General features: G+C 63.6%; 17 protein-coding genes. 11 read left to right on the top strand and 6 right to left on the bottom strand.

All coding sequences use genetic code 11. The features are described from left to right. Nucleotides 1-91 precede the first annotated feature (91 nt). Together HWQ56_RS17180 and HWQ56_RS17185 are read left to right on the top strand one after the other, a co-directional pair. Nucleotides 92-1,678, top strand: coding sequence for an ABC-F family ATPase (locus tag HWQ56_RS17180; RefSeq protein ID WP_158159283.1), 1,587 nt, complete (start codon nucleotides 92-94; stop codon nucleotides 1,676-1,678). A 131-nt stretch (nucleotides 1,679-1,809) separates the two neighbouring features. After that, nucleotides 1,810-3,009 (top strand): MFS transporter, encoded by a 1,200-nt coding sequence (locus tag HWQ56_RS17185; protein ID WP_176571269.1) that lies wholly within the window; start codon nucleotides 1,810-1,812, stop codon nucleotides 3,007-3,009. On the opposite strand, the gene HWQ56_RS17190 is transcribed toward HWQ56_RS17185, so the two are convergent. Together HWQ56_RS17190 and HWQ56_RS17195 are read right to left on the bottom strand one after the other, a co-directional pair. Beyond that, nucleotides 3,003-4,040, bottom strand: coding sequence for an alpha/beta hydrolase family protein (locus HWQ56_RS17190; RefSeq protein WP_158153334.1), 1,038 nt, complete (start codon nucleotides 4,038-4,040; stop codon nucleotides 3,003-3,005). The two genes, HWQ56_RS17185 and HWQ56_RS17190, sit on opposite strands and share 7 nt — an antisense overlap. A gap of 214 nt (nucleotides 4,041-4,254) precedes the next feature. Beyond that, a complete protein-coding gene (locus HWQ56_RS17195; protein WP_158153333.1) occupies nucleotides 4,255-4,818 on the bottom strand; it encodes an FMN-dependent NADH-azoreductase in 564 nt (187 codons plus the stop codon). Between the two features lie 131 nt (nucleotides 4,819-4,949). Between HWQ56_RS17195 and HWQ56_RS17200 the strand changes: the two genes are divergently transcribed. Then, nucleotides 4,950-5,858, top strand: coding sequence for a LysR substrate-binding domain-containing protein (locus HWQ56_RS17200; protein ID WP_158153332.1), 909 nt, complete (start codon nucleotides 4,950-4,952; stop codon nucleotides 5,856-5,858). Beyond that, nucleotides 5,858-6,208: an MmcQ/YjbR family DNA-binding protein gene (locus HWQ56_RS17205; protein WP_158153335.1), complete on the top strand. Its 351-nt coding sequence runs from the start codon at nucleotides 5,858-5,860 to the stop codon at nucleotides 6,206-6,208. The genes HWQ56_RS17200 and HWQ56_RS17205 overlap by 1 nt, the downstream gene beginning before the upstream one ends. A gap of 114 nt (nucleotides 6,209-6,322) precedes the next feature. Here HWQ56_RS17205 and HWQ56_RS17210 read toward each other — a convergent pair whose 3' ends face one another. Together HWQ56_RS17210 and HWQ56_RS17215 are read right to left on the bottom strand one after the other, a co-directional pair. Next, nucleotides 6,323-6,742, bottom strand: coding sequence for a DUF1294 domain-containing protein (locus tag HWQ56_RS17210; protein ID WP_158153331.1), 420 nt, complete (start codon nucleotides 6,740-6,742; stop codon nucleotides 6,323-6,325). Then, on the bottom strand, nucleotides 6,729-7,559 hold the full coding sequence (locus HWQ56_RS17215; RefSeq protein ID WP_158153330.1) for an undecaprenyl-diphosphate phosphatase: 831 nt from the start codon (nucleotides 7,557-7,559) through the stop codon (nucleotides 6,729-6,731). Before HWQ56_RS17215 ends, HWQ56_RS17210 begins: the two co-directional genes overlap by 14 nt. A 335-nt stretch (nucleotides 7,560-7,894) precedes the next feature. Here HWQ56_RS17215 and HWQ56_RS17220 point away from each other — a divergent pair, with 335 nt between their 5' ends. The 7 genes from HWQ56_RS17220 (at nucleotide 7,895) to HWQ56_RS17250 (ending at nucleotide 13,690) form a co-directional block, all read left to right on the top strand. Beyond that, nucleotides 7,895-8,440, top strand: coding sequence for an AAA family ATPase (locus tag HWQ56_RS17220; protein ID WP_176571270.1), 546 nt, complete (start codon nucleotides 7,895-7,897; stop codon nucleotides 8,438-8,440). A 280-nt stretch (nucleotides 8,441-8,720) separates the two neighbouring features. Beyond that, complete coding sequence (locus tag HWQ56_RS17225; RefSeq protein WP_176571271.1) at nucleotides 8,721-9,161, top strand: hypothetical protein; 441 nt, start codon at nucleotides 8,721-8,723, stop codon at nucleotides 9,159-9,161. 1 nt (nucleotide 9,162) lies between these two features. Continuing rightward, complete coding sequence (locus HWQ56_RS17230) at nucleotides 9,163-9,741, top strand: adhesin (RefSeq protein WP_176571272.1); 579 nt, start codon at nucleotides 9,163-9,165, stop codon at nucleotides 9,739-9,741. A gap of 50 nt (nucleotides 9,742-9,791) precedes the next feature. Beyond that, nucleotides 9,792-10,772 carry a heme utilization protein gene (locus HWQ56_RS17235; protein ID WP_158153326.1) on the top strand — a complete coding sequence of 327 codons (981 nt, stop codon included), beginning with the start codon at nucleotides 9,792-9,794 and terminating at the stop codon, nucleotides 10,770-10,772. A 67-nt stretch (nucleotides 10,773-10,839) separates the two neighbouring features. Continuing rightward, on the top strand, nucleotides 10,840-11,523 hold the full coding sequence (locus tag HWQ56_RS17240; protein ID WP_158153325.1) for a C39 family peptidase: 684 nt from the start codon (nucleotides 10,840-10,842) through the stop codon (nucleotides 11,521-11,523). 34 nt (nucleotides 11,524-11,557) lie between these two features. Continuing rightward, nucleotides 11,558-12,313 carry a hypothetical protein gene (locus HWQ56_RS17245; protein ID WP_158153324.1) on the top strand — a complete coding sequence of 252 codons (756 nt, stop codon included), beginning with the start codon at nucleotides 11,558-11,560 and terminating at the stop codon, nucleotides 12,311-12,313. Between the two features lie 69 nt (nucleotides 12,314-12,382). Continuing rightward, nucleotides 12,383-13,690 carry a coiled-coil domain-containing protein gene (locus tag HWQ56_RS17250; RefSeq protein ID WP_158153323.1) on the top strand — a complete coding sequence of 436 codons (1,308 nt, stop codon included), beginning with the start codon at nucleotides 12,383-12,385 and terminating at the stop codon, nucleotides 13,688-13,690. Nucleotides 13,691-13,776: 86 nt separating this feature from the next. On the opposite strand, the gene HWQ56_RS17255 is transcribed toward HWQ56_RS17250, so the two are convergent. Next, nucleotides 13,777-13,995: a DUF7661 family protein gene (locus tag HWQ56_RS17255; protein ID WP_158153322.1), complete on the bottom strand. Its 219-nt coding sequence runs from the start codon at nucleotides 13,993-13,995 to the stop codon at nucleotides 13,777-13,779. A gap of 107 nt (nucleotides 13,996-14,102) precedes the next feature. Beyond that, nucleotides 14,103-15,062, bottom strand: a complete 960-nt coding sequence (locus tag HWQ56_RS17260) for a beta-propeller fold lactonase family protein (RefSeq protein ID WP_176571273.1) — start codon at nucleotides 15,060-15,062, stop codon at nucleotides 14,103-14,105. Between the last annotated feature and the right edge of the window lie 19 nt (nucleotides 15,063-15,081).

Here is a 15,081-nt window from a genome sequence, read left to right on the forward strand (position 1 = left end):
TGACTCCCGCATCCACCTTCCCCGCAGCTCGACCTCATGGCCGCATGCTGCCGGTGGCATTTGCGCCCCAAGTAATTGATAGGTAAGCCCTTTGATCTCCACAGCTAACATCACCATGCAGTTCGGCGCCAAGCCGCTGTTCGAGAACGTTTCGGTCAAGTTCAACGGCGGCAACCGTTACGGCCTGATCGGCGCCAACGGTTGCGGCAAGTCGACCTTCATGAAAATCCTCGGCGGCGACCTGGAGCCGTCCGGCGGCCAGGTGATGCTGGAGCCGAACGTGCGCTTGGGCAAGCTGCGCCAGGATCAGTTCGCCTACGAGCAGTTCACCGTGATCGACACCGTGATCATGGGCCACGAGGAGCTGTGGAAGGTCAAGGCCGAGCGTGACCGCATCTACTCCCTGCCGGAGATGAGCGAAGAGGACGGCATGGCCGTTGCCGAGCTGGAAACCGAGTTCGCCGAGATGGACGGCTACACCGCCGAATCGCGCGCCGGTGAACTGCTGCTGGGCCTGGGCATTCCCCTGGAACAGCATTTCGGCCCGATGACCGAAGTGGCACCCGGCTGGAAGTTGCGTGTCTTGCTGGCCCAGGCGTTGTTCTCGGACCCGGAAGTGCTGCTGCTCGACGAACCGACCAACCACCTGGACATCAACACCATTCGGTGGCTGGAAAACATTCTCACGGCGCGTAACAGCACCATGATCATCATTTCCCACGACCGTCACTTCCTCAACAGCGTGTGCACCCACATGGCTGACCTGGACTATGGTGAACTGCGCCTGTTCCCAGGCAACTACGACGAGTACATGACCGCGGCCACTCAGTCGCGCGAGCAGCTGCTGGCAGACAACGCCAAGAAGAAGGCGCAGATCTCCGAGCTGCAGACGTTCGTCAGCCGGTTCTCGGCCAACGCCTCGAAAGCCAAGCAGGCCACGTCCCGCGCCAAGCAGATCGACAAGATCCAGCTGGCCGAGGTCAAGCCGTCGAGCCGCGTGAGCCCGTTCATCCGCTTTGAACAGACCAAGAAGCTGCACCGCCAGGCGGTGACCCTGGAGCAGGTGTCCAAGGGCTTCGACGGCAAGACCCTGTTCAAGAACTTCAGCTTTACCGTGGAAGCCGGCGAGCGCGTGGCGATCATCGGGCCGAACGGTATCGGCAAGACTACCCTGCTGCGCACCCTGGTGGGCGAGCTGGCGCCCGACGCCGGTGCGGTGAAGTGGACCGAAAGCGCGGAGCTGGGCTACTACGCCCAGGACCACGCCCACGACTTCGAAGACGATGTCACCTTGTTCGACTGGATGGGCCAGTGGACCCAAGGCGAGCAGATGATTCGTGGCACCCTGGGCCGCATGCTGTTCTCCAACGACGAGATCCAGAAATCGGTGAAAGTGATCTCCGGTGGTGAGCAAGGCCGCATGCTGTTCGGCAAGCTGACCCTGCAGAAGCCAAACGTGCTGATCATGGACGAACCCACCAACCACCTGGACATGGAGTCCATCGAAGCGCTGAACCTCGCGCTGGAAAACTACCCGGGCACGCTGATCTTCGTCAGCCACGACCGTGAGTTCGTATCCTCCCTGGCGACCCGCATCATCGAGCTGAGCGACAGCGGCGTCGTCGACTTCAGCGGCACCTACGACGACTACCTGCGTAGCCAGGGCGTGGCGTTCTAACAACCAACGTGCGGGCGGCCGCCAGCGCCGCCCGGCATCGGTCATGCCACAGCCAGCCTCGCCTTTCATTTTCCGCCCCGCCCCGCCATGATGACCTGACTCCGCCACCGCCCGCCCGCGAACGAGCCGTCATGACCGCCGCCCAACAGCCGCCCACCCCCCGCGCTTCCAGCGTCACCCTGAAGATCGTCTCGATCGTTTTCTATACCTTCATCGCCTTCTTCTGCATCGGCCTGCCGATCGCCGTGCTGCCAGGCTATGTCCATGATCAGCTGGGCTTCAGCGCCGTGGTCGCCGGCCTGGTCATCGGTGCGCAGTACCTGGCGACGCTGCTCAGCCGCCCACTGGCCGGGCGCGCCGCCGATGGCTTGGGCACCAAGCGCACGGTGGTGCTGGGGTTGATCGGGGTCGGCGGCAGTGGTGCGCTGACCCTGGCGGCCACGCTGCTGCACGGCGAGCCGGTACTCAGCCTGAGCGTGCTGGTCATCGCGCGGCTGTTGCTGGGGGCCGCCCAGGGGCTGGTCGGCGTCGCCACCAACGCGTGGGGCATCAATGAAGTGGGGGCCGAACATACGGCGCGGGTCATTTCCTGGAGTGGCATCGCGTCCTATGGCGCGGTCGCGCTGGCGGCACCCATGGGCGTGGGGATGGTGCAACTGGGCGGGTTCAATGCGCTGGGAGCGGCGTTGATGGCGTTGGCCGGCGTCGCGCTGCTGTGCATTCGTCGCAAGACCTCCGCGCCCTTGATGCGCGGGGAACGCCTGCCGTTCTGGGCGGCGTTCGGCAGGGTTGCCCCCTACGGAGTGAGCCTGACGCTGGCCTCCATCGGCTATGGCACCCTGACCACCTTCATCACCCTGTACTACCTGGACCGCGGCTGGAATGGGGCGGCCTTTTGCCTGACGGCGTTCGGGGTGAGCTTCATTGTCGCGCGACTGCTGTTCATCAACGCCATCAACCGCCTGGGCGGCTTCACCGTGGCACTCGCTTGCATGGCCACCGAAGCCCTGGGCCTGGCACTGGTCTGGCTGGCGCCCTCCACGGCCTTTACGTTGCTGGGCGCCAGCTTGGCAGGTTTCGGCCTGTCGCTGGTGTACCCGGCGCTGGGCGTGCTCGCCATCAGCCAGGTGCCCAGCGCCAGCCGCGGGGCGGGGTTGAGCGCCTTCGCCGTATTCTTTGACCTGGCCCTGGCATTGGCGGGCCCATTGATGGGTGCCATCGCCCTGCACCTGGGCTACCGCTGGATATTCTGCTTTGCCGCGTTACTGGCCGTCAGCGGGCTGGGCCTGGTGCTGCTGCTCGCGCGCCATGCCCGACGCGCCGGTCATTGATCTGCCGTCTGCATGCCAGCGTGGCTCGGCTCGCTGAGGGTCTGGCTGAAGAAATGCCCGGCCTGGCGCACCAGGTCGCGGTGGATGTCTTCGCGGTTGACGCCGTCGGCGTCGTTGCACAGGCCCGGCATGGCAGCCTTTTGCTCATCGTCGCAAGGGGCCATGAACACGAAGTGTCCAGCGCCGGCCAACAGTTTGTAGTCCGAAACCATAGGCAGTTTGCGCGCCAGGGCAGCGGCGTTTTTGTCCAGGGCCAGCAGCTTGTCGCTGTCACCGCTGTAGATCAGCGTCGGCACGTGCACTTGTGACAAGGTCTCGCGGTTGAACATCAGGCCCAAGGGGGCCATCAGCAGCAACGCCTTGACGCGTGCGTCGGCGGCCGGGTGCAGGTCATCGCGGTCCACCAGCAGCTCGCCATGGGTCTGGCAGGCGTCGGCGTCATGGGGGAATTCGGCGCAGTACTTGCGCAGGCGGTCCAGGTTCGGACGTGCGCCCGAGAGAATCAGCGCCGTTTCGCCGCCGGCTGAGTAACCGATCACCCCGATCTGCGCGGGGTCGATGAAGGGCGAGAGCATCGGCTCGGCCAACGCCGAGGTGATGGCTTGGGAGATCTGCAGTGGGCGGCCGTACAGGTTGCTTACGGCGCCCAGCCGGCTATGGTCCTTCCAGTTGTCACCCGGGTGGTAGACCGCCACCACCACAAAGCCCTTGCGGGTCAGCGAAGTGATCAGGTCATGGAGCGCCAGGGGGGTGCCGGCATTGCCGTGGGACAGCATCAGCATCGGGTAGCGGCCCATGGCGATGCGCGCGTCTTCGGTGGCCTCGACCTTGTAGTTCTCGATCCGGGTCACCTGTTCGCGCTGGTTCGACGGGTAGAACGCCAGCGCCTGCATGGGCTGGTGATCCAACGGGTCGAGAAAGGTCAGGCGATGGAAGCCCACGCTCCAGTGAGCAGGCGGCGCTGCCCAGGCTTGCACTGAAATCAGGCCAAGGGCCATGCACATGAGAATATTTGCACAAAGACGCATCATGGGGATGCCCACCTTTGCCACCCGCCTGAATAGGAACCTTTCGCTGCTGTTGCAGTGCACTCAGTGTACGTCCTGTACACGCGCCCACCGAGTGAAAGGTTAATCAGTGTTGCATAAGCATAACCCGGGCCAACTTTTCATGACAGATAAAAAACGCCGCCCGTGACTGCTTGGAGCAGCCCCGGGCGGCGCGAGTTCAGCTTATTTTGTGCTATCAGGCTGCGAACAGTTTCGAATCGATCTTAGCCTGGGCGCCGGCCAGCGCCTTGGCGCGGACTTCTTCACCGTAGGCCAGGCCTTCGGCACGGACGATTTCGATGTCGGTGATGCCGATGAAGCCCAGCAGCACTTTCAGGAACTCTTCGTGGGCCACGCCGCTTGGCTGGCCAGCGTGGATACCGCCGGAGGTGGAAACGATCACCACTTTCTTGCCACCGCACAGGCCTTCAGGGCCAGCTTCGGTGTAGCGGAACGTGGTGCCGGCGACGCAGATACGGTCGATCCAGGCTTTCAGTTGGGTCGGGATCGAGAAGTTGTACATCGGCGCGCCGATCACCACGACGTCGGCGGCCAGGAATTCGCTCAAGGTGTCGGCCGACAGCTTGGCTTCCACTTCGCCGCCCGCCAGGGTGGCCGAGGAGAAGTGAGTCAGGGCGTCAGCGGCCAGGTCACGGTAGGTCACGTCGGCGCCGGCGAAGGATTGAACCACGGCCTGGCTCAGCTGACGGGAAGCCGAATTGTCGCCGAGGATGCTGGAATCGATGTGCAACAGTTTCATGGAGTGTCTCCTATTGAAAGAGGCCGCCGGGGCAGCTGGAATGGGGATCATCCTACCGGGATATGGAATGGATGATTAGTCGGCGCGTTTGCGTTAGATTGTCCCACTCATGAGACGATAAGAGCGCGGCCATGCAGGACCTCAATGACCTCTATTATTTTGCCAAGGTGGTGGAAGCCCAAGGCTTCGCTGCGGCCGGCCGCCAGTTGGGGGTGCCCAAGTCGCGTTTGTCCCGACGTATCGCCGAACTGGAAGACCGCCTTGGGGCCCGCCTGCTGCAACGTACAACCCGGCAACTGAAGCTCACCAGCGTGGGTGAACGTTATTTGCGCCATTGCCAGGCCATGTTGCTGGAAGCGGAAATGGCGGACGAGGTGGTCGCCAGCCTGTCCAGCGAACCGCGCGGCCGCCTGCGCGTGTCGTGCCCAGTGGGCCTGGCCCACGAGTTCCTGCCCAAGGTCATCAGCAGCTTCCTGCGCGACTACCCCCATGTGCAGTTGGACATGGTGCTGCTCAACCGTCGCGTGGACCTGATCACCGAAGGCATCGACGTGGCGCTGCGCGTGCGCGAGCCGGGTGATGAAGACCCGGGCCTGGTCACCCGCCGCCTGCGCGAGGCGCGCACGGTGCTGGTGGCCAGCCCTGCGCTGCTGGCGGGAAACACCATCGCCAGCCCCGACGACCTGGTGGCCCTGCCCGTGCTGGGTGCCCTGGAGGCAGACCGCATGGTCCACCTGCGCCTGTTGGACGAGCAGGGCAACAAGCGCGACCTGGTGCTGGAAGCACGCCTGGGCATTGAGGATTTCGTGGTGCGCAAGGCCACCGCCATCGCCGGGCTGGGCTTTACCCTGCTGCCGATCATGCACTGTGAGGCGGAACTGGCCAGCGGTGAACTGGTGCAGTTGCTGCCTGACTGGTCTTTGAGCAATGGTTGGCTGCAAGCGGTGTACCCGCACCGGCGCGGCGTGCTGCCGGCCGTGCGCGCCTGGATCGACCACCTGGTCAAAAGCCTGGAAGAATGCGGAGAACGCTACATATGATGAATGAACAGCAACTGGCCGATTTCTGCCTGGGCCTGCCGGGTGCCCGGGAGGATTACAAGTGGGGCGGCATCCGCGTGTTGTCCGTCGCGCACACCAAGATGTTCGCGGTGTTTGGCCTGGCCGGTGACAGCCTGTCCCTGAAGGTCGACAAGGACCTGTTCCTGGGTTACGTCGACCGTCCGGGCATCCGCCCGGCGCCGTACCTCGCGCGGGCTGGCTGGGTCAGCCTGGCGTTGCCGTTGCCGGTAGGCGATGAGGAAGTACAGGACTTGCTGCGCCGGTCACATCAACTGGTGGTGCGACGGTTACCGAAGAAGGCGCAGGTGGGGATGCTGCTGGACCTGTAGGGCCGGGAAGCCGACCACGCGGTGCGGCAGGCAGACCACGGTGTACCCTTCCCGAGCTTCGCCCGGTCCCACAGCGCAAGCCCAGCACCGCAGGCCACTCCTGTGGGCGCCTGCCTACAACGCGTGCCGGCTGAAGAGGTAGGCCCACGCGGCCTGATGCACCAGCACGATCAGCCAGAACACCACCTGGTAGCTGACCTTGCGGGTCTTGTGCCGAAACAGCTGCTGGGCCACCAGCGCCCCGGGCCATCCGCCCAGCAGTTCCACCAGGTGCAGCACCTTTTCCGGCGTGCGCCGGCCCTCGGTGCGGGCCTGATGCTTGTCGCGCCAGTACAAACCTGCCGCGATCAGGCTGAGCAGTACGTACACCAGCAGCACCACCGGCCGGCCGCCGCGCATGAACTGCAGCACCACGCCGGCCATCGGCAATGCGCACAGCAACACCCACACCGCCAGCTTGAGCTTGAGGTAGCGCACCCCTGGCCCGCGCTGACCAGCCGACGCCCTGGCGGCGCCAGCGCTACGGCTGGACATGGTCCCAGTCGATCCAGCCAAACCACCAGGTCGCCAGGATCAGCATGCCGAACCCGATGCGGTACCAGGCAAACAGGTCGTAGGTGTGGTTGGCGATGAACTTCAGCAGGCCCTTGACGGCGATCATGGCAAACACGAACGCCGTGACGAAGCCCAGGGCGAACACCGGCAGGTCACTGGCCTGGAACAGGTGCCGGTATTTGAACCCCGAGTACACTGCGGCGCCTACCATGGTCGGCATGGCCAGGAAGAACGAGAACTCGGTAGCCGCCTTGCGCGACAGGCCGAACACCAGGCCGCCGATGATGGTGGACCCGGAACGGGAGGTGCCCGGAATCATCGCCAGGCACTGGGCAAAACCGATTTTCAGTGCATCGGGCCAGCGCATGTCATCTACGTGCTCGATGCGCACCACATGCTCGCGTTCCTCGGCCCAGAGCATGATGATCCCGCCCGCTACCAGGGCCACGGCCACGGTAATGGGGTTGAACAGGTACTCATGGATCAGGTCGGCGAAAATCACCCCCAGCACCACGGCGGGCAGGAAGGCGATCACCAGGTTGGCGGTAAAACGCCGCGCCTGGGGCCGCGTAGGCAACCCGGTGACGATCTCGAGTATCTTGCGACGAAACTCCCACACCACCGCCAGGATCGCCCCCAACTGAATGATGATGTTGAAGGCCATCGCCCGCTCCCCGCCAAAATCGAGCAAATCGGCCACGATAATCTGGTGGCCGGTGCTGGAAATGGGCAGGAACTCCGTCAGCCCCTCGACAATTCCCAGAATCAGTGCCTGAAAGGCGGTCCAAACATCCATCAAATTCCCCCAAGTGAAGCGCTGCTCATAGGCAGGCTCCTGTTTTCTTTATAGTCGTGTTCACCACGATCACAGCAAGGCGCGCCAAAGATCGGTTGCAAACCGTGAAAACTTTGTGAAATCAACGATTCGAAACGAAATGACCAGAGGGGCGGCGAAATGCTATCAGACCAGTCTGGCACCGCCCCCTGACAATACGATGAAATCCCGCCATTTTCGTGTATCACCGGGCATGCAAAGCGCCGGCCACTCCCATGGCCGGTTACAATCGCCTCGTTTGTCCCACGGAATTCGATAATGTTCCCCATCGCCCTGCCCGCAAGCCCCCCGCAGCCATGAAAATCGTGGTGTTGACCGGCCCCGAATCCAGCGGCAAAAGTGCCCTGGCCCACGCCCTGCACGCCCGGTTCGGCGGCGTGATCGTGGGCGAATACGTCCGCCATTTCATTGATACCCACAACCGTGACACGTGCTATGCGGACATATCCGCCATCGCCCGCGGGCAATTGGCCTGGGAAGACACGGCACGGGCCCAACGCCCCGGCTTGTTGCTGTTGGACACCCACCTGTTGAGCAACCTGCTATGGAGCCGCACGCTGTTCGGCGACTGTCCGGCCTGGATCGAAGCGGCCCTGCTGGAGCGCCACTACGACCTGCACCTGTTGCTGTCGCCCGACGGCGTGCCGTGGCAAGGGGATGGCCAGCGCTGCCAACCGCAGCTGGCTGACCGCCAGGCATTTTTCCGCCAGGCCCGGGACTGGCTGGAGACCCACGGCAAACCCACGAAAATACTGCACGGCGATTGGGCCTGCCGCGGTACCAGCGCGATCGACGCCGTGCACGCGCTGCTGGCCCCGAGCACGCCGACTGTCCATTTCTGAAACACTGCACCCCGCTCAAACCCTCGCCACTACGCCCCACGTCGGGATCGTGACCAACGCTGTTAATGCAGCGTTACACCGGGATCCACGTGCGGGCCGGCCACTGGCCACTGTTCGTATCCGGCAGTACGCTTTTGCTGTCTCAGCGCTGTTACAGTCGCCGCCCGCCTTCAACGCCACAGGGTGTTAACCCCTTGATTCACATGGCGCGATGAAAACTGGCACACGCCCTGCTCTGTCCTTCGCAACGCCAACAAGGCCGGCGAAAACAACAAGAGGGATGGCCATGAACGGGACAACTCATACAGGCATTGCTTGCCTGCTGCTGATGGGGTGCTGCTACAGCCTGACTGCCCAGGCGGCCGGCGATGGCACCATCGTGCTTCAGCGTCTGGTGCAGCCTCGCGTGGCCTACCACCCCACCATGCGCCCAGACCCCAACCCCCTGACGGTCAATACCAACGTCTCGAAAGTGGTGACCGGGGCCGTCAATACCGAGCTCAGCGATGGCGATATCGCCGGCATCAGCAGCGGCAACAGCATCAACCGCCTGTTGATGCCCGATGGCAACCTGCGCGGCCTGAGCAGCACCGCCAGCGCCCCACTGCCGGGCATGGCCGCGGGCCACGGTGGCGGGTCGGGCAACGGTATCTCCAACACGGTCAATTCGGCCCTGACTCAGGGCCTGGCGCCCCTGCGCATGCTCAGCGGGGGCCAATGACATGAAGCGCGCCCTGCTCGCCCTTGCCCTGCTGACCAGTTGCAACGCCTTTGCCGACAGCAACGTGCCAGTGGTCAACACTGCCGTCATGGACAGCACTGCCCAAGGCTACGTCGGCAACCTGAACCTCAACCAGGCCGCCGGCGACCTGCAACAGCAGGCCAATGCCCGCGCCATCGCCAGCGGCGGCCAGGTCAGCGCCACCACCCAGATCAGGCAAGTGTCCAGCGCCACGGTCAACCCGGCCATGAACGCGCGTGCCTCGATCCAGGGCAACTCATTCACCAACGGCAGCGGCGCACTGGGCATCAACCAGTCCGCCGGGGCCACCAACCAACAAGCCAATGCCATGCGCCTGACCACCAGCACTCAGCCGCTCAGCATTGACGACAGCGCCCTGTCCCAACAGAACGTGGCGCTGGCGAAAGGCTCCGACTCAGCAGGCTCCCCGCTCGGCAACCGCCAGGTCAACACCGATGACCAGGCCTTCACCGGTAGCCGCGGGCTGATCCAGCTGAACCAGAGCGCCGGGGTGGGGAACCGCATGGGCAACACCCTGAGCGTAAGGGTCGCTGATTGACCCTCCTAAATAGAAACAACACTTAACTAAAATAAGCACGGAGAAACACCATGAAACCTGCACTGGCACTCAAGCCTCTTGTATTCGCCCTCGCTGCCGTCATGGCTGTCGCCGCTCACGCCGGCGACGATCGCAACCAGGGCGGTCACGGTGACCCTCACCATGGTGGACATCAACAGCAACCCGATCCCATGCTTCAGATTCAACTGACCGCCGGCGCGGCTGCCGTGGTGTCCGACGCCCAGCACAGCTCTGGCAACGCGGTGCTCAACGAGGGCACCAAGAACTCGGCCACCATCGACTCCTCGGCCGCCAACTCCAACGGCAACCTGGGCGTGAACGTGGCTGGCGGTGACGCCAACCAACAAGACAACGCCGCCGCGATCGCCACCGCCGACGAAAGCTTCATCTTCGGCAGCGCCTATGCACAAACCACGGCCACCCAGTCCAACACCAGCAACACCGTGGCCAACTACTCCACCACCGCCAAGACCAGCCTGACCGGCACCGCCAACGGCAGTTCGGGCAACATCGGCATCAACGTCACCTCAGGCGACTACAACCAACAGAAAAACAACCTGGCCATTGCCGTGTCCGGCGGCCGCGTAGCCGGCGCCAGCGCCTCGGCCGACCAGACCTCCAGCGGCAACACCGTGGGCAACGTCGCCGACCGCACCTACAGCAAAGACACCCTGTACGCGACCTACCACGCCACCGGTTCCTACAAGGGCACGGGTACCGGCACCGTCGGCGGGAACGACTCCCACAGCGGCCAGGACAACCGCGGTGGTCACCAGAGCTCCAGTCAACCACTGGCCTTCAAGGAAAGCGGCAGTGTCGAGCTCAACGGCGTAGCGTCGTATCAAGTGCTGACCCCTACTGGCTGGGCCAACCCTGTGAACAACAGCGCCTCGGTCTCCAACTCGCTCAACAACGTGTCGGGTAACGTCGGTGCCAACGTGTCCGCAGGCGTCGGCAACCAACAAAGCAACTCGCTGTCCATCGCTGCCGGCTGCAAAGCCTGCATGTAACCCGGACGGCCTTGAGGGCCCCCGCCTGGGGGCCCTTTTTCACCCCCCCCAGCAAGGCGACTCGACCATGCGCGTTCCTGCCCTCCTCCCGTTACTGCTGCTGTTGGCCGGCCCTGCCTGGGGCGCCCACATGTCCGTACCGGCGTTGCCCGGAGGCACGGTGATCTACAAGCCCGTGCAGAGTATGCGTGAGCGGCACTTTTCCGATCTGGTCGAACAGAAAACCGACTTCAGTTGCGGCGCCGCCGCACTGGCGACGGTGCTGCGCCAAGCGTATTGGCTGGACGTCGACGAGAAAACGGTCATCGAAGGCATGCTCGCCCATTCCGACCAGGACACCGTCAAGGTGCAGGGCTTCTCGATGCTGGACATGAAGAAGTACGTGGAAAGCATCGGCATGCGTGCCCGTGGTTACCGCATACCCGCCGACAGCCTGGACAAGATCACCATCCCGGTGGTGGTCCTGATGGACATTCGTGGCTACAAGCATTTTGTCGTGATGCAGCGCGTGCAGCGCGACTGGGTCTACGTGGGTGACCCCGTGCTAGGGCACAAGCGCTACACCCGCCAAGACTTTGAAAAAGGCTGGAACGGCATCATTTTCGCCGTCATTGGCCAGGGTTACGACAAGACCAATGCCTTGCTCGCGCCCCCCCTGCCATTGACCGCCAAGGGCCAGCTGGATCAGTTCAAGCCCGTGCAAGACGCGGATCTCATGGACTTCGGCTTCATCCAGAGTGATTTTTTCTAAATAAAAAAGGGGCACGAAGCCCCAGGAGCATCCGATGAATACTCAGCAATGGCTGTTGGCCCTGTGCCTGACCGCCAGTGTGCCGGTGCACGCCAGCCCGGCATTCCAACCGATAGAGGTCAAGGACGCCGAACTGTCGACATTGCGGGGCCGCTTCGTCATGCCCGGCCGCATCATCAGCTTCGGCGTGGTGATGTCCACCACCTGGCAGAACGCCAACGGCGACATCATTGGTGCCAACGCCAATCTGCAAGTACAGGCCAGCACCATCAAGCCGCAATTCTACGTGCAGATGGTCAACCAGAAAGGGACCGGCACCGCCAACCTGGCACAGAACCCCGGCCAAGGCGTGATCACCGGTGGCGCGGGGCTCACCGCCACCCAGGGCGTGACCCAGTCGGTGCGCGCCGCCGGCGACAACAACACGGCCTACAACAACGTCGACCTCAGCGTGACCCAGGCCAGCCAGGCCCCTGCCGTTACGGCGCCACAGGGCCAGGTGCTGGCCCCGGGCAGCTCCATCACCGGCAGCAATGGCGCGGGCAGCCTCACCGTGGCCAGCAACGGCAATGGCGTGCAATTGTCGATCCAGGCCAACAACAACCAGGGCACTACCCTGCAGTCCCTGGGCCAGGGCGGGCTTTCGCAATTGACCGCACTGACCGGCAGCACCAACCAGGTCACCAACCTGACCCAGCTCAACGTGGTGCTGGGCAACAAGTTGCCCGCCTCCGGTTCCATCGACGCCGGCCTGAGCCAGCTCAAGGGGCTGCGCAACATGGGCTACTGAACCCCCTGGAGGGAAAAACTGGACTACGCTTCGTCTCAAAATAAATGCAGTCACAAGGGACGGCTCACCATGCAACGATCGCTTTCGTTCAACGCTGTGGTCTGCTTGAGCGCGCTACTTCCAGCGACGCTCGTGCAGGCCGCCCCCGACCCCCAGGTCGAGGAACTGAAACAGGAGCTGGCGCAACTCAAACAGCGTTACGATCAACAGCAGCAAGCCTTGATGGTCTTGGAGCAACGGGTCCGGCAGGTGGAAGAAGCCCCCGCCGCGCCGCCGCCCAAACGGTTGAGCAAATCCCCGGCCGAGCCCAGCAAGGCCCAGACCCTCGCCACCGGCGCCCCGGGCACCAGCGCCGCCCAGGCCAGTGGCGGGGCGGCGGGCGGGGCGTCCTACGGGCAGTCGCTCAAGGACGACCAGGCCCCGGCCCAGAGCGTCAACAACCTGTATGACGAGAACACCGGGTTCTTCGGCGGCGGCAAGTTCAGCCTGGAGACCGGCATCACCTATTCGCACTACGACACCCGCCAGTTGGTGCTCAACGGTTTCCTGGCGCTGGACTCGATTTTCCTCGGCGACCTCAACGTCGACCGCATCAAGGCCGACACCTGGACCCTGGACGTGACCGGGCGCTACAACATCAACAACCGTTGGCAGTTCGACCTCAACGTGCCGGTCATTTATCGCGACTCGGAGTACCAGTCCGGCGGCGTGGGGGGCGACAGCACCAAGATTTCCCAGGAGTCGGTCAGCCGCGACCCGACCATCGGCGACATCAATGCGGGCGTGGCCTACAAATTCATGGACGAAGGCCCCTACCGGCCCGACGCCGTGGTCAGCCTGCGGGTCAAGGCGCCTACCGGCAAGGATCCCTACGGTATCAAGTTGATTCGGTCGAGCACCAACGACAACCTGGCCGTGCCTGAAACCCTGCCCACCGGCAACGGGGTGTGGTCCATAACCCCTGGCATATCGCTGATCAAGAGTTTCGACCCGGCGGTGCTGTTCGGCAGCTTTGCCTACACCCACAACTTCGAGAACACCTTCGACGACATCGACCCCAACGTGGGCAGCTCCATCGGCGGCAAGGTAGACCTGGGCGACAGCTTCCAGATCGGCGCGGGCGTGGCCTTCGCCCTCAACGAGAAGATGAGCATGTCGTTCTCGCTGACCGACCTCATTCAGCGGCGCAGCAAAATCAAGCAGGACGGTGGCGACTGGCAGGGCGTGCCGGCCAGCGACGCCAACGCCGGCTACTTCAACATCGGCATGACCATCGCCGCCAGCGACTCGCTGACCATCGTGCCCAACCTGTCCATCGGCATCACCGACGATGCCCCGGACTTCACCTTCAGCCTGAAATTCCCGTACTATTTCTGACCGTTCGAAACGTTCGGCCGGCGGGCCCTTCACCCGGTCTCATGACAGAGCCCGGGTGAAGGGCCCGCCGCTGTTTCAGGCGAGGGCTATTGCAAGCGCTTCACCTCCCGGTGCGGCCCCCGCGCGGACTCGTGGTAGATATCGTCCAGCCAAGCGGCGATCTCGCCTTCGGTGACGAAGTCGGGAATCACCACCTCGTGCATCCGCGAATGCTTGCCTTCGCCGGTATCCACGCGGAACACCTGCCAATGTTCGCCCGCCTTGCGTACCCCCAGTAACTTGCCGAACACATCGTAGATCATCATGGCGTGCCTCCCTGGGCCTGGTCATGTGCAAACAAGGATGCTGGCAGGGTACCCACACATTGTGCTCCCGGGCCAATGCTGGTTTGCTCTACCTTAATGCCTGTTTTTCAGTAGAACGACAGCGTCTCCACCCCTTTGCCACAGGCCAGGGTTCGTACCACCTGCGCCGACGCCAGGTCCACCACACTGATGGAGCCCGCATCATGGTTGGCGATCAGCACCGTGTGGCCATCTTCGTGGAACGCCATGTCCATCGGGCCTTTCTGCAAACGCACCACCTGCTGCGCCTCCAGGCTGGCCGGCAGCACCGCGGCCAGTGGCTCTTCGTGGCTGGTAACGACCAGATAGCGGCCATCGGGGCTGAAGCGAGCGATTTGCGCAGGCTTGCGAAAGCCCTGCAGATCAATGGTGCGGGTCACCCGGTCGGTGTCGGTATCGACGATGAAGAGCTGCGCCGAGGCGTCGGACACCAGCACCAGGGTGCGGCCATCCGGTGACAGGCCAATGCCATCCAGGGGGCCTTGCACGTCAATGTCCTTGATTCGGCGACGGGCCCGCAGGTCGATCACCGACACGAACGCGTCTTCCTCATTCTCGGTGTAGAGCTTCGAACCGTCGGGCAGCAGCTCCATGCGGTGGGCATTGCTGGAGCCGGTTTTGATGGCGTGCAGAATGCGCCCGCTCTCGGCGTCCATCTCCAGCACCACACCGCTGTTTTCACACAGGCAGTAGAGCTGGCCCTGGGGCCCCCACCGCAAGCAGTGCGGCGCCTTGAACGGGGCGACACTCAGGGTGCGCGCGTGGCTGCGGGTGTGCAGGTCGATGACCGCCAGCTCATGGCCTGGGTGAGGGTTGTCGCCATGCTTGCCATCGCCGTAAATAGGCACATAGGCCATGCGCCGGTCCGGGGAAATGGCCAGCTCATGGACACGCGGCGTAAAACCTTCGAGGGCCCGCAGCGGCCGGTAGGTGACGGGGTCGAGGAACAGGACCTTGTTGCCGATCTTGTCGATGGCGATCAGGCCGTTATGGCCGGTCAGGGTGTTGAGCGCAGGGGTCGAAGTCATGCAGTCAGCCTCTGGTTGC

Origin of the sequence: Pseudomonas eucalypticola, assembly GCF_013374995.1 — a bacterium.
GTDB classification, from domain to species: Bacteria; Pseudomonadota; Gammaproteobacteria; order Pseudomonadales; family Pseudomonadaceae; genus Aquipseudomonas; species Aquipseudomonas eucalypticola.

Bases quoted from the DNA above. Each gene is read 5' to 3' on its own strand.
- HWQ56_RS17185 (WP_176571269.1), top strand. From the start codon at position 1,810: ATGACCGCCGCCCAACAGCCGCCCACCCCCCGCGCTTCCAGCGTCACC.
- HWQ56_RS17190 (WP_158153334.1), bottom strand. From the start codon at position 4,040: ATGATGCGTCTTTGTGCAAATATTCTCATGTGCATGGCCCTTGGCCTG.
- HWQ56_RS17195 (WP_158153333.1), bottom strand. From the start codon at position 4,818: ATGAAACTGTTGCACATCGATTCCAGCATCCTCGGCGACAATTCGGCT.
- HWQ56_RS17200 (WP_158153332.1), top strand. From the start codon at position 4,950: ATGCAGGACCTCAATGACCTCTATTATTTTGCCAAGGTGGTGGAAGCC.
- HWQ56_RS17205 (WP_158153335.1), top strand. From the start codon at position 5,858: ATGAATGAACAGCAACTGGCCGATTTCTGCCTGGGCCTGCCGGGTGCC.
- HWQ56_RS17210 (WP_158153331.1), bottom strand. From the start codon at position 6,742: ATGTCCAGCCGTAGCGCTGGCGCCGCCAGGGCGTCGGCTGGTCAGCGC.
- HWQ56_RS17215 (WP_158153330.1), bottom strand. From the start codon at position 7,559: ATGGATGTTTGGACCGCCTTTCAGGCACTGATTCTGGGAATTGTCGAG.
- HWQ56_RS17220 (WP_176571270.1), top strand. From the start codon at position 7,895: ATGAAAATCGTGGTGTTGACCGGCCCCGAATCCAGCGGCAAAAGTGCC.
- HWQ56_RS17225 (WP_176571271.1), top strand. From the start codon at position 8,721: ATGGCCATGAACGGGACAACTCATACAGGCATTGCTTGCCTGCTGCTG.
- HWQ56_RS17230 (WP_176571272.1), top strand. From the start codon at position 9,163: ATGAAGCGCGCCCTGCTCGCCCTTGCCCTGCTGACCAGTTGCAACGCC.
- HWQ56_RS17235 (WP_158153326.1), top strand. From the start codon at position 9,792: ATGAAACCTGCACTGGCACTCAAGCCTCTTGTATTCGCCCTCGCTGCC.
- HWQ56_RS17240 (WP_158153325.1), top strand. From the start codon at position 10,840: ATGCGCGTTCCTGCCCTCCTCCCGTTACTGCTGCTGTTGGCCGGCCCT.
- HWQ56_RS17245 (WP_158153324.1), top strand. From the start codon at position 11,558: ATGAATACTCAGCAATGGCTGTTGGCCCTGTGCCTGACCGCCAGTGTG.
- HWQ56_RS17250 (WP_158153323.1), top strand. From the start codon at position 12,383: ATGCAACGATCGCTTTCGTTCAACGCTGTGGTCTGCTTGAGCGCGCTA.
- HWQ56_RS17255 (WP_158153322.1), bottom strand. From the start codon at position 13,995: ATGATGATCTACGATGTGTTCGGCAAGTTACTGGGGGTACGCAAGGCG.
- HWQ56_RS17260 (WP_176571273.1), bottom strand. From the start codon at position 15,062: ATGACTTCGACCCCTGCGCTCAACACCCTGACCGGCCATAACGGCCTG.